This is a genomic window from Nocardia asteroides (assembly GCA_019930625.1).
GTDB classification, from domain to species: Bacteria; Actinomycetota; Actinomycetes; order Mycobacteriales; family Mycobacteriaceae; genus Nocardia; species Nocardia sputi.
In genome coordinates this window covers 4,442,268-4,454,426 of sequence record CP082844.1, presented here as the reverse complement: position 1 = coordinate 4,454,426, position 12,159 = coordinate 4,442,268, and the positions used below count along the sequence as shown (strand labels likewise).

Below are 12,159 nucleotides of genomic sequence, written 5' to 3'. Positions count from 1 at the left end.
GTCAGGGCACGCCCGCCACTGGCCTCCTGACGACCCGCTGCAGCGCGCGCAGGTCGGCGTCGAGCGTCCGGTACAACCAATAGACGGCGACGAACGCGAGTCCGCCGACCGCGCACAGGCCCAGTACCGAATCGCGCACCAGCGGAAGCTCCTGCTCGGGTTCGAGCAGGCTGAATCCGGCCAGCACTCCGACCACCGGAACGGACGCGGTGACCGCGAGATAGATCGTGGTTCTTCGACGCAGTGCGCGAATATGGCCGGAGTCGTGCGCCGTGGGGCGGCTGTAGCGCAGATAGACCGGATAGACGGAGCGGACGATGTAGAAGGTCGACAGGAAGAACGTGTAGGCGACCGAGATGACGGCTGCCATGAAAACCGTCATCGCCGCGTGGATCACCAGCCGCGCCGGAAGGTCGGTGAGCCAGAGGCACAGGAACACCCCTGTCACGGTGGCCGTCAGCCCGGTCTGGAAGGTGTTCAGCGCACACATATCGCCCCAGAACAGTGTTCGCGCCCGCACCCGCGCGAGCAGAGCGTCGTCGTAGCGTCTGCCCTCGCGCAAGCCGCGAAGAACCGCGAGCTGATCACGGGACATGAATACGTAGATGACGATGGACAGCGGGCCTGCGATGAGAACGAAAATGTAGACGCCCATGTTGAGCTGCCAGTTGGTGGCATCCGAGAGGCGCTCTCTGAGCAGTTCTTGCACGTGCGCGGCCATATAGATCGTGGCCAGGCCGACGCCGACCAGCGACGACAACCACAGGACGGGTGTGGGCCAGCGGGAAAGTCGTAGCCGCCAGCTGTTCGGCGGCGGATAGACGAGATCGCGGGCCCTCTCCTCGAGGCACAGGTCGAACTGCTGCGCCAGTTCCGAACCGGACGAGTAGCGGTCGGCACAGTCGGGTGACAGACACTTCAACAGCACGCGGCGCAGCGCGACCGGGCAATCCGGCGGAAGCTCCGAGAGGAACTTCGGCTCGACGGGTCTGCGCCGCAGTTCGATCATGCGGGCCAGCGATGTCTCCGACTCGCCGGCGGAGATTTCGTCCACGAAGGGGCGGCGTCCGGTGAGCAACTCCCACAGCATGACCGCCAGAGCGAAGATGTCGCTTCGAGTATCGAGGTCGGCGGCGGTGCCGGGCAGGTCGGGATGACAGGCTGCCAACTGCTCGGGCGACATATACGCCAGTGATCCGCCGAAGTACGCCAAGGGGCTCGTGCCCTTGACCCGTTCGCTGAAACTGACGTTGAAGTCGGCCAGCTTCGGAATTCCCTCGGCGCTCAACAGCACGTTCGCGGGTTTGATGTCCCGGTGCAGCACCCCGCGTTCGGACGCGTGCTGCAGCGCGTCCGCGAGTCGGCGGCCGAGCCATGCGACGGTCTCCGGCCAGGTCAGTGCGGCGATCCGGGTGCGAACGGCTGATTCCGTCGGCCGTACCTCGCCTTTGTCGGCGAGTACCTTGTCGACGGCGTCGAGCAGCAGTTGCCCACCACGCCGGTCCCGAGGCGTCGCGCGCGACAAGCGCAGCACGTCGAGCAGTGTTCCGCCGGGCAGGTACTGCATGTAGAGCAGCTTCAGTTCGCCGTCGGCGATGAGTCGCTGGTCGAAGATGCGCACGATGTAGTCGTGGTCCAGCTGCGCGAGCGTCTGCGGCTCGTTGCCGTGGTTGTGCGAGATCTTGACCGCGACCAGTCGCTGCATCGATTGCTGGCGAGCGAGATACACCTGCGCGAACGCACCGACCCCGATCCTCATCAGGAGGTCGAAATCGTCGACCTGGTCGCCGACGTCGATGGCGTCGAGCGCGATTTGCGCACCCGGGCGGGCGATCATCGTGCTGCGGTAGTCGCTGGTGAGCCGGTCGAGTTCACCAGCGGCCGCCGTGGCGGTGGCGGTCAGGTCGGCGGCATCGCTTCCACGATCGCCGCGGCGCATGGCGTGGTATTCCTCGTAGACCAGGTCGGCCGGAAACGGCCCGTTTCGCAGCTCGGGGAATTCCGCGCGGTAGTCGATCAGCCGCTTGGGGAAGTCGTAGCGAATCCAGCGATATTCGAGGTCGACCTTGATCAATTCGATCAGGATCGTGCGCCGCTCGGCTCGGTCCCGAGGTAGGTAGGCCGACAGGTCGGGTGGAGATCCGGACGCCCAAGCCTCTGCGAACTGCGCCACGACGGCGGCGAGCGCCCCACGGGTCCGTTCCGCCGCATCGGCCAGATCGATCGGCTCACGCATCGGTAGCTCAGAATCAGCCGTGGTCGATCAAACGGCGGCTTCGCACGATGCGTCCTTGCCTTGTAGGTGTTTCACATCCGCTCCTCGACGTTGAATTCCCCTGTTCCAGGGTATCGCTCCGCGTGGGGCAGGCGCTGCATCTGCGCGAGACCTACAGATTGATTACGTTGCACATAATTCGCTGACTCGCTCACTAATCGCACAGCCTTGCCGAGGACAGCACATCCGCATTGCCGTCTTCGACGATTGAACCGGCCAACGCGCCGCCTGCGCCGCGACCCACGTTCCGGAACCGATCAACTGTCCAGACACCGATCGCAGCGCGACTTCCCGCCGAGTCCACCTCGGCGCTCGGAAGTCGCAGCCGCGTGCACCTCCCGCTCACCCTCACGGGTCGAGGAACAGCCTCTCGTTGGGCAGGCGAGGTAGACCGGTCGGATCATCCGGCAGCACCGTCACCGCATCCTCGTAGTGACGGGAACGCCATTCCTTGACGAACAACGCGGCGGCGGTCGCGCAGGCCGCGAAATCCAAACGCACATCATGGAATTGGACCGACAGGTGGACATCGTTCTCCTCCGGCCGTGGCGACGGCTGGTCCGGCGCGGTCACCACCGGCGCCCTGTGCGCTGACGAATCGCCGCGACCACGACCGAGCCCGATGGCCGGAACGTGTCGCGCGGCGGTTCGATCCACACCCGGAAGCACGGTGACCGGTCGGCGGGCGAAGGCAGCGCGATCTGCGCACCGCAGCGGGCGACCGACACGTCCAGGCGGAACAGTTCGGCGAACAAGCCGACCTCGTCGGGCAGGTCCGGCCGCACCAGATAGGTCCAGCGTTTCGAGCGCGGATGCGAGATGATCGGCCCCAGCGCCGCCCGCCGGACCTGCATCAGCGCCTTCACCTCCTGACCGAGACGAGCGGGCATGGTGATCGCGCCCACCCGTCCCGCGGGCACGATGATGCGCCCGAGCTCCGGTTGCACGGCCGCCGCGAGTCCGCACTGCCGGTAGAAGCGACACCGGCTGACCGGGGTGTCGGCCGCCGGATCGGCGGGTTCGCTCACCGCGCGCTCTCCGCCGCGGCCGACGCGCCGCAACCCAGTAGCCATAGCGTCGAACCCGGCTCGAGCTCCACACCGGCTGCGCAGCTCGCGCCGACCTCATGCTGGTACCAGTCGGCGACCGGCCGCGCCACGATGTCGTCAGCGTCCGGTTCCACGGACATGTCGTACCGCGCGCACGCGAAAAGCTTTCCCCGCATCACTTTGCCTTCCCCTGCTCGTTCGTTGTGAGCACCCACCGGGCGAGCGCAACCGATGTGCGGCGCACCGACGCGCCGCGCGCATGGCCGGCCCGTGTCAGGGCGAGTGCTCGAGAAAGCTTGGCGGGCAGCGAAACCCGCGCTGTCCCGGTGCGGGACAGCTGGCAACGCGTCTAGCATGGGGTTTTCGATCAGCACCCGGCGAGGGAGAGCCGATGAGCGAAGATCTGCGGAAGGACGACGAAGGCCGGTACATCGGCCGTCGAGTGCGCACCATTCGCGCACGGCGGGGGATCTCGCAGCAAGTCTTGGCCGACCGCGTCGGCGTCAGCCGGGGAGCCATCGCCAAGTACGAGAACGGCGAGCGTCCCATCGACTCCCGGCGCACTCTGCACGCACTCGCCCAGGCGCTCGGCGTGGCGGTCGGTGACCTGACCGGCGACCAGGACGACCGGTTCGACCCGTCGTCGGCCGGATTCCATGCCGCAGTGCCCGCTATCGAAACCGCCCTCTGGACCCGGGGCGACAGCACCCCGATTGCGCCGCCCCGCAGCCTCGAGGACCTCGCCGCAACAGCACGTCATGCCGCCCATCTGCGCCGTGCGTGCGACTACGCGGCGCTCGGACCGTTGTTGCCTCCTTTGCTGACCGACTGCTATCGACGCACCCGTGATTCGACCGGAGCCGATCGTGATGTCGCGTGGGACGTACTCGCGGCGGCGGCATATACGACAGCCGCGTCTTTGAAGGCGCGGGGATATCCGGCGTTGGCTTGGACAGCGTCGCAGGAGATCGAGTACGCAACCGCGAACATCGGTGGCACATCAGGTCCAGCGACCGCCGCCTTCACCCGAAGCCAAATCCTCTTGTCGCGCCCAGGCTCACTGAAAGCCGCTCTCGACGGCGCGGCAGATGTTGCCGAGCGCCTTGGTTCGGATGTGCGATCGCTGGGGGAAATCGAAACCTACGGCATGCTGCATCTACAGGCCGCCCTCGTCACCGCCGCACTCGGTGGCGATCCGGGCGATCACTTGGACGAAGCGCGCCAGCAAGTGACCCGCCTCGCTCAGGTTCCCCCGGAAACCGCGACTCTGCGCAACCCGACGTTCGACGCCGCGAACGTCACTCTGTGGCAGATGTCGGCAGCCATGGAACGTCGCGAACCAGGACAGGTCCTCGAACTCGCCCCCACCCTCGACCCCCAGACAATCCCCGCCGAAGGCCGCCGAGCCCAATACTTCGTCGAAATCGGCCGCGCCCACGCCCTCCGGCGCGACTACCGCAACTCCCTGCACGCCCTGCTGCGCGCCGAACACATCGCCCCCCAACAAATCCGCGGCATGACCCACGTCCGCGAACTCGTCGGCCACATGATGCGCACCGCCCGCCGCGACCTCACCACCGGCGACCTGGGCCGCCTCGCCAAACGCATCGGCGCCGTCCCCACCTGACAACTCCCCCGAATCCGACGAAACACACTAGATCGACAAACCCGCGCCTGCTCATCGCCTCGGCGCGAGCGGTGGGCGTCCTCGTCGCTGCCGCGACTGCGGCGAACGCCGTCCCTGTTCATGCCGACTTCACGCCCCATGCGCGCGACGCGGGCGTGACACCATGATCCCGTGGACGCCAATGGAAATCCCGTGCTGTACGCCCTGGTGACCGGCTCGCCCGCCGCACGTGATGTCGGCAAGTTGATCACCCTGGCTCGAGCGGATGGCTGGGTCACATGCGTGATCGCCTCGCCATCCGGCACGCGGTTCATCGACGCCGACGCGATCGCGGCGCAAACCGGTTATCGCGTGCGCAGCGAGTACAAGGAACCCGGCACGCCGGATGTGCTGCCGCCCGCCGACGGCATCATCGCCGCTCCGCTCACCGGCAACTCGATCGCGAAATGGGCTGCGGGCATATCCGATACGCTTCTGCTCGGCCTGCTGGTCGAAGGGCTCGGCAAGGGTTTGCCGATCGTGGGCGTGCCTTACTCGAATCGCGCGCAGATCAGCTTTCCCGCCATTCAGGAGGGGTTGCGCAAGCTGTCCGATTGGGGCGTAACCATCGTGATCGGTGAGGGTGAACCGCACGAGCGAGGCACCGGGGAAGCGCGTCTGCCCCACTTCCCATGGCAGGCGGCCTGGAAAGCGCTCCTCGGGCATCCACGCCGAACCAGCGCCGACCATCCGAACTGACTCGCACCGCCGCCGGACACCACGCCGCCCGGTTGTGCCGACAACGCGGGCGCGTTCCCGACACTGTGCGGTACGAGACCGGCAGTGGCGGCGAAGTCACCAGACCGGTCTCCGACAGGGGGCCGGTCGACAGCTGAGCCTCCCCTCGTTTTGAAGGTTTTACCGCACTGTCCTGCCATTGTTGCCGGAAAGTCCCAACCGGCGGTTCAACGATACTGTCGAATGTCATGAGTGCGGCTGACGAGCATCTGAACATCGAACTCAGCATGGCCGAATTACGCGAGGTCACGACCTTCGCGCTGGCATGTGCGGAGCCTGTGCTGGTGATCTTCGAGCGCGACTGTCCCGATGACCCGCGCCCCCGGGCCGTGCTCGACGAGGCGCGTAGGTTCGCGGCCGGAGCCAAGCGGACGAAGGCGCTTCGAGTGACCGCACTGGACGCGCACCGGGCCGCAAAAGCAGCTCGAGAGGAGGGACATTCCGCCGCGTTCGACGCGGCGAGCGCCGCCGGTCACGCGGGAGCGGCCGCGTACCTGCACCCGCTGGCGAAGGCGACCCAGGGCGGGCACATCCTCATGTCGGCCGCCCACGCGGCTCGAGCGCTCGAACTCGAGGCAGGCGACGACCGTGACGTCGGCGTCGACTACATCCGGAAAGTGACCGATCTGGCCGGGCCCATCGTGGTGAACGTCCTGATGCGTTACCCACACGCCTCGAGTGGCCGCGGCCGCGTGGGAGAGCTATGGCGGGAACTGGACGCCTCGCTGCGGCGGCTGGCGACCGATCGTTGACCGGCGGTAACCCTGAACAGCTCGAGCGTGTGCATCATGAACGCCCTTTCTGCCCCGACGAGGGCGGGACGCGGCAAAGCGGCGCTGTCGAGACGGGGCTACCTTTGGCTCGCGCCCGCAGTCACGTCAGGGCGACGAGCAGGGCGAGAACCGCGAGCGCGACCGAGACCGGCGTCGTGACCTAGCGCTCGCCCATTCCTCGCCCACTCCACCCGCACCCTGATCGAAGCCACAAAGCCCTGACCGAGCAACCCCTGTCAAGTCCAGTCGAATCGTGCTTCAACGTAGGAGACAACGTCCTCATCCCGGCAATAGCGTGGGTTTGCCGGACGTACCCAGGCGCCCGCCGTGCCCGCTCGCCGATGACGTCAGACTTCACCGATGGCCGCTCGTGGTACGAGGTCCGGATGTTGCCGAGCTGACTAAGCGATCTGCCGGAGTACAGTCGCCGGCACGCCGGCCACCAAAGTTCCCGCAGGCACGTCGCGGGTGACCACGGCTCCGGCAGCGACAACCGCGTTCTCACCGACGGTCACGCCCTGCATGATCATCGCGGAGGCCCCGATCCAGACGTTGCGCTCGATCCGGATCGGCGCCGCGGTTATCCCCGTACGGCGCTGTGCCGGTTCGACCGGGTGACCCGAAGTGATCAGGCTGACGCTGGGCCCGATCATCACGTCGTCGCCGATCTCTATCCCACCGACGTCATTGAATCGACAGCCCTGGTTGACGAAGACGTTGCGGCCGATCCGGATGTTGACTCCGTGATCGGAGTAGACCGGCGGGATGAGATGGAAAGTCTCTTCGACAGCCTGGCCGGTGAGTTCGCTCCAGCATTCCTGGATCGCCTTCTGATCGGCGTACCGGAGCATGTTCAGCTCCTCGGTCAGCCGGATCGCACGCTGGACTTTTTCCACGAATTTCAATTTCGCCCTCTCGTCGAACAACCTTCTTGCCGAAGACAAGAGGAAATCAGCAACAAGCAGCCCTGGGCAAACAACCACAACGGCGTGAGCCACAACCTGCCGTTGTCCTGGCCGGTGACCTGCTCATCGGCCAACTCTGAACGCTCACGCCGAATTCGTCGGACCGATCAGCGACCCCGCCGCACCGGGCAACCACGGGCTCGGTCGCTCTCAGGTGGGGTGGAATCCCCTGAACCCCGGCGTCCGGCCGGAAGCCGGGCAGATGCCGTTCGCGCCGCTGATCGGGCCGTATCGGATCGAGAGGTCAACGTCCGATGTCGATTGATTGCACTGAGTTTCGCGTCGTCTGAACAGGTAAGCCTCAGCGATTCCGGCCGCACAGCCTTCGTCCGGCGACGGCCGCGGTGTTGGGTACAGCCCCACACCACCCCGGGAGACGACGCGGAAAGCATGGCTGTGCTGGTGAATTCCGACGCCGTCCATCGGCGAATACGGGCGTCGGTCAGTGTGCCCCCGAACGATTGGTATCGGTAAAAGCGACGTCGTGGACGTGCATTTCGTCGGACTGAGGGAGCCTGCCGACCACATCCTCATGCCGGAATCCAGAGCACGGCGCCTGGTGCGCAAGAAACTCTCCCGCACACCAGGCGCCGTGCGTAACCTCAGCTGCTCCCGTCTCAATCGATACGCCGGCTGCCGAAGCCGCTATCGGCGTGCCGCGTTCGCGGCAGTGATGAACTCGATCTGAGCGGGTGACGGTCCGCAGAACTCGCTCTCGATCCGGTCGGCCTCGCCGGCCTGCATCCGGTACAGGCTGTCACGCAGACCCGCGTCACCACCGTGGAACCCTTCCAACAGCTCCATCCACTGCGCCGCCAATTTCTGCGCCTCGGGTGAGGCCGGGTCCACTCCCGCTGCGATCGCCGCGTCGACCTTGGGGATGAGCACACCCCATTCCGCTTCGACTTGCTGAATGCGCTGTTCACCGAGCTTTTCCCGACGCTGCGCGAGCTGCGTCAGCTGTTCCTCGGTGAAATACTCCTTGAAGGTGTCGTCTACCATGACGGTCCTCCTGATCAATTCGAGGAAGCGATCCGCGGATGCGTCGGGCCTGCTCTCCGCCGTGGCGGCCAGCGCCGCGACCAAGGCGTGTAGGTCCTGGGTCGCGGCCAGTTGCGCGGCCAGAAAGTCGCGATGAGCAGACAGCACCTGCGACACCGCCACGGCGCCCTCGAGCAGGTCCCCGATCTGGTCCAGTCCCAAACCCAACTGACGCAGGGCCAGCACCTGGTACAGACGCTCGACATCGCCCGCGGTGTAGAGCCGGTGGCCGGTGCTGGTCCGCTCCGCTGGATGTACCAACCCGATACGGTCGTAATGATGCAGCGTCCGCACCGTCAGTCCGGCCTCGGCCGCGAGTTCACCGACCTTCCATACACGTTCGGTTCCGGGCTGGTCCATCCGTTTCATCTCACTTCCACCGACGCACCTTGCGCCGGTGTCGCCGACGTTAGAACCTGACCCTACGTCAGATGCAAGGCGAAACACGTTGCCGAATACAGCAGTCATGCCGTGCCGACACGCCCTCAACTGCCACATGCCGCACTGCCGAACCGGCCTTGCACCACGGGGATCGTGTCCTGCTACCTGACCCTGCCCGGCATCCAGCACCGATTTGCGGAAAGGTCTTCTGGCAGGGCGTCCGCCGAATCGACGCTGTTCAATGCTCTCCCGTGTCCGTCATGCTGACCATCGTGACGGCCGCCGATCCATTCACCCGCCGGATTGCAAACGGGTCCCCGAGGCGTGTCTGAGACGCTCTGCCTCACGTCGGCCGGACAGACCCGGGTGTTGGTGGGCGCCGGAATGAAGTCACCGTCGCATGCCAGCGCGATACAGGTCACGCAACAGGGCAATCTCTGCTCCGTGGTGTAGCAGCTCTCGCTGTGTGTGCAGAACGATTCCCGCGGTCGACCAGTCGGCCAGCATGCTGTTCGGAGGCCCCGCGGGTTCAGCCAGCCCGTCGACGCCCAGACCGCTGACGCCGTCGATCCACGCCTGGTACGCGTCATCGAGTTGACTCAGCGCCTCCTCCGCTGTCCCGGCATAACGGAACGATTGGAAGTCGATGGGTGGGTGGCCGAATCGATGCAGGCCTGCCTCCAGCAAGAACACCACGTGACCCAGCCGCCAAGCGATGGTGGTAACTGGCGCAGGCTCGGGCGGAGGGACCGCGAAGTCGCTGACGAACCGACCGTCGACGGGGCGCACGGTCCACATACCAGGCACCGGCTCCCAGAAGTACTCCTCGTCAGTCAGCCCCTCGAGCCGAGGGCGCAGCTGCCTCGTCCAATGCGTCTGGAGTTGAGCACGTATCTCGGCGTTCCAGTCTATGTTCACGGCGTAGACCTTGTTCGCTGGGACGAGCTATGACAACCGATTTTCTCAATGGCGTACGTGCGGGATCGGTTCGCAATGGGGTTTGAGAACGCGCCCGCGAAGCATCCCGGGAGGTCCGCTGAGGGAAGATCAGGGGGCGGAAGCGCCGGGTCCGATCCACTGGTCGAACAGCCGGTCCACCGCGCCGGTCGCGAGCTGGGTCGCCAGATACGCGTCCAGGGCGGTCGCCAGGACCGGATCGTCCTTGCGTACCAGCCACACCTTCCCGAATGAGTCGAACGGCGCTTCGGGGTGCAGCACTTGCAGGTCCGGGTGCTCGCGCACGCGGTAGCGGCCCTCGACGGAGTCGGTGACGAACACCTCGGCGCGGCCCTGTTCGATCTCGCCGAAAATCGTCAGGTTGTCCGGCCACAAGGTCAACTGCGCGTCGGGGAAGTTCTTGCGCGCGAACTCCTCGTTCGTTCCACCGCGATTGGCGATCACGCGAACACCGGGACGATTGATCTCCGCGATGGTCGCGTAGGCGGCGCCGTTCGCACGGTGGGTGATCGGCGCTTTTCCGTCGGTGCCGTAGGTGATCGAGAAGTCCGCGAACGCGCGTCGTGACGGCAGGTCGGAGATTCCCCCGGCCGCGAGGTCGCAGTTCCGCTCGGCGAAGTCCGTCCGCAGCGTCGCCCACGTCACGGGCACGAACTCGATCGGGCGGCCGAGCAGTGTGGCGAACCCCCGCGCGAGATCGACGTCCACGCCGCGATAGCCGCCCTCGTCGTCCCTGATCGAGTACGGCGGATAGTCGCCGGGCGTGCAGGCGCGCAGCACCGTCGAGATCTCCGCCGGTCGCGCGGCCGCCGGAACCGCGGCGCCGGCAAGGACCGCGCATACGACGGCCAGAACCGCGCCGACGCGGCCGGTCGGCGTCATCACTCGGTTACGCACCGATCACTTCTCGTTGCGCGCCTTGGGGAAACGGGCCTGCTTGGCGACCCAGCCCGCCATCTTGGCCCAGTGGCCCTGGCGGGGAGTGACGATCGAGGTGAGTTCACGATCCCATTCATCGGCCTCGGTGAGACCGTCGATCGTGTCGACCAGCGCCTTGGCGGTCGCCAGGTCGGAGACGACCCGGTCGCCGAGGACGCCGTCGGAACCGACCAGCGTGACGCGGACGCCCGCGCGACCGATCGGCTGGAGCACGGCCGTGGCGGATTTGCCGTGGTCGGCGACGAATCCCTTGACGGACTCCACGAGGGCGCCCGACAGCTTCACCGGCGTCGTGGCGGTTTCAGTACTCATGGCAGGCAGTTTACCGGCCGGTAGAAAGCGGGCCCCGCCGCTCGGGTGTAGAACTGGAACTCATGCGCGCCATTCAGGTTTCCGAACACGGTGGTCCCGAGGTCCTGAAGTACATGGAGGCGCCTGATCCGCAGGTCGGACCGGACCAGTTGCTGGTCGATACCCAGGCGATCGGCGTCAACTTCATCGACACCTACATCCGCACCGGGCGCTACCCCCAGGATGTCCCTTACATCCCGGGCGCGGAGGGCACCGGCGTGGTCGCCGAAGTCGGCGCGAACGTCAGCGACTTCGCGGTCGGCGACCGGGTCGCCTGGGCCGCCGGGCCGGGCAGCTACGCCCAGAAGGTCGCGATCGCGGCCGCCGTCGCCATCGCGGTGCCAGACGGCGTCGAGCCGCCAGTGGCCGCCTCGGCGCTGTTGCAGGGTATGACCGCGCACTATCTCATCGAGTCGATCTATCGGCCCGAGCCGGGGGAAACGGTGCTCGTGCACGCCGGCGCGGGCGGCGTCGGGCTGATCCTCACCCAACTGCTCGCCGCGCGCGGCGTGCGGGTGATCACCACCGTGTCGTCCGACGCGAAGGAGACGCTGTCCAGCGCGGCAGGAGCGGCCGAGGTGCTGCGCTATGGCGACGACCTCGCCGACCAGGTGCGCGCACTCACCGACGGCGTCGGCGTGGCGGCGGTCTATGACGGCGTCGGCGCCGCGACCTTCGAGGCGAGCCTGGCGGCGCTGCGCGTGCGCGGCACGCTCGCCCTGTTCGGTGGCGCGAGCGGTCCGGTGCCGCCGTTCGACCTGCAACGACTCAGCACGGCCGGTTCGCTTTTCGTCACCCGCCCCACGCTGGCGCATTACACCCGCGACCGCGCCGAGCTCACCTGGCGCGCAGGTGACATCCTCGATGCCATCGCCAAGGGCACGCTGAACATCCGGATCGGCGCGACCTACCCGCTCGCCGACGCCGAACAGGCCCACCGCGACCTGGAAGGCCGCAAGACCACCGGTTCCATCGTCCTGCTCCCGTGACCGGCGGCGGGCGATCCGACGGGTCGTCCGCCGCC

At 66.7% G+C, this 12,159-nt stretch carries 13 protein-coding genes; 4 read left to right on the top strand and 9 right to left on the bottom strand.

Annotated features, from left to right (window positions below; genetic code table 11):
• Position 1: 1 nt before the first annotated feature.
• From K8O92_20620 to K8O92_20605, 4 genes are all read right to left on the bottom strand, one after another.
• Positions 2 to 2,236, bottom strand: a complete 2,235-nt coding sequence (locus tag K8O92_20620; GenBank protein UAK30330.1) for a serine/threonine protein kinase — start codon at positions 2,234 to 2,236, stop codon at positions 2 to 4.
• A gap of 387 nt (positions 2,237 to 2,623) precedes the next feature.
• Entirely contained in the window at positions 2,624 to 2,848 is a 225-nt protein-coding gene (locus K8O92_20615) for a hypothetical protein (protein ID UAK30329.1), read from the bottom strand.
• A complete protein-coding gene (locus K8O92_20610) occupies positions 2,845 to 3,303 on the bottom strand; it encodes a DNA-directed RNA polymerase subunit beta (protein UAK30328.1) in 459 nt (152 codons plus the stop codon). Before K8O92_20610 ends, K8O92_20615 begins: the two co-directional genes overlap by 4 nt.
• Positions 3,300 to 3,458 (bottom strand): hypothetical protein, encoded by a 159-nt coding sequence (locus K8O92_20605; GenBank protein ID UAK30327.1) that lies wholly within the window; start codon positions 3,456 to 3,458, stop codon positions 3,300 to 3,302. The genes K8O92_20610 and K8O92_20605 overlap by 4 nt, the downstream gene beginning before the upstream one ends.
• A 257-nt stretch (positions 3,459 to 3,715) precedes the next feature.
• On the opposite strand from K8O92_20605, the gene K8O92_20600 reads away from it, so the two are divergent.
• The 3 genes from K8O92_20600 (at position 3,716) to K8O92_20590 (ending at position 6,480) form a co-directional block, all read left to right on the top strand.
• On the top strand, positions 3,716 to 4,951 hold the full coding sequence (locus K8O92_20600; GenBank protein ID UAK30326.1) for a helix-turn-helix domain-containing protein: 1,236 nt from the start codon (positions 3,716 to 3,718) through the stop codon (positions 4,949 to 4,951).
• Positions 4,952 to 5,122: 171 nt separating this feature from the next.
• Positions 5,123 to 5,689, top strand: a complete 567-nt coding sequence (locus tag K8O92_20595; protein UAK30325.1) for a flavoprotein — start codon at positions 5,123 to 5,125, stop codon at positions 5,687 to 5,689.
• 227 nt (positions 5,690 to 5,916) lie between these two features.
• Positions 5,917 to 6,480 carry an exonuclease SbcC gene (locus K8O92_20590; GenBank protein UAK30324.1) on the top strand — a complete coding sequence of 188 codons (564 nt, stop codon included), beginning with the start codon at positions 5,917 to 5,919 and terminating at the stop codon, positions 6,478 to 6,480.
• A gap of 422 nt (positions 6,481 to 6,902) precedes the next feature.
• Here the strand turns inward: K8O92_20590 and K8O92_20585 are convergent, their stop codons facing one another.
• The 5 genes from K8O92_20585 to K8O92_20565 form a co-directional block, all read right to left on the bottom strand.
• The gene (locus K8O92_20585) at positions 6,903 to 7,352 is read right to left on the bottom strand and encodes a sugar O-acetyltransferase (GenBank protein UAK35843.1); all 450 of its coding nucleotides are present in this window, start codon (positions 7,350 to 7,352) and stop codon (positions 6,903 to 6,905) included.
• 759 nt (positions 7,353 to 8,111) lie between these two features.
• Positions 8,112 to 8,867, bottom strand: a complete 756-nt coding sequence (locus K8O92_20580) for a MerR family transcriptional regulator (protein ID UAK30323.1) — start codon at positions 8,865 to 8,867, stop codon at positions 8,112 to 8,114.
• A 411-nt stretch (positions 8,868 to 9,278) separates the two neighbouring features.
• Positions 9,279 to 9,800, bottom strand: coding sequence for a DinB family protein (locus tag K8O92_20575; GenBank protein UAK35842.1), 522 nt, complete (start codon positions 9,798 to 9,800; stop codon positions 9,279 to 9,281).
• Between the two features lie 135 nt (positions 9,801 to 9,935).
• A complete protein-coding gene (locus K8O92_20570) occupies positions 9,936 to 10,742 on the bottom strand; it encodes a transporter substrate-binding domain-containing protein (GenBank protein ID UAK30322.1) in 807 nt (268 codons plus the stop codon).
• Between the two features lie 3 nt (positions 10,743 to 10,745).
• Positions 10,746 to 11,096: a hypothetical protein gene (locus K8O92_20565; protein UAK30321.1), complete on the bottom strand. Its 351-nt coding sequence runs from the start codon at positions 11,094 to 11,096 to the stop codon at positions 10,746 to 10,748.
• 62 nt (positions 11,097 to 11,158) lie between these two features.
• Here K8O92_20565 and K8O92_20560 point away from each other — a divergent pair, with 62 nt between their 5' ends.
• A complete protein-coding gene (locus K8O92_20560; protein ID UAK30320.1) occupies positions 11,159 to 12,124 on the top strand; it encodes a quinone oxidoreductase in 966 nt (321 codons plus the stop codon).
• The last annotated feature ends 35 nt before the right edge of the window (positions 12,125 to 12,159 follow it).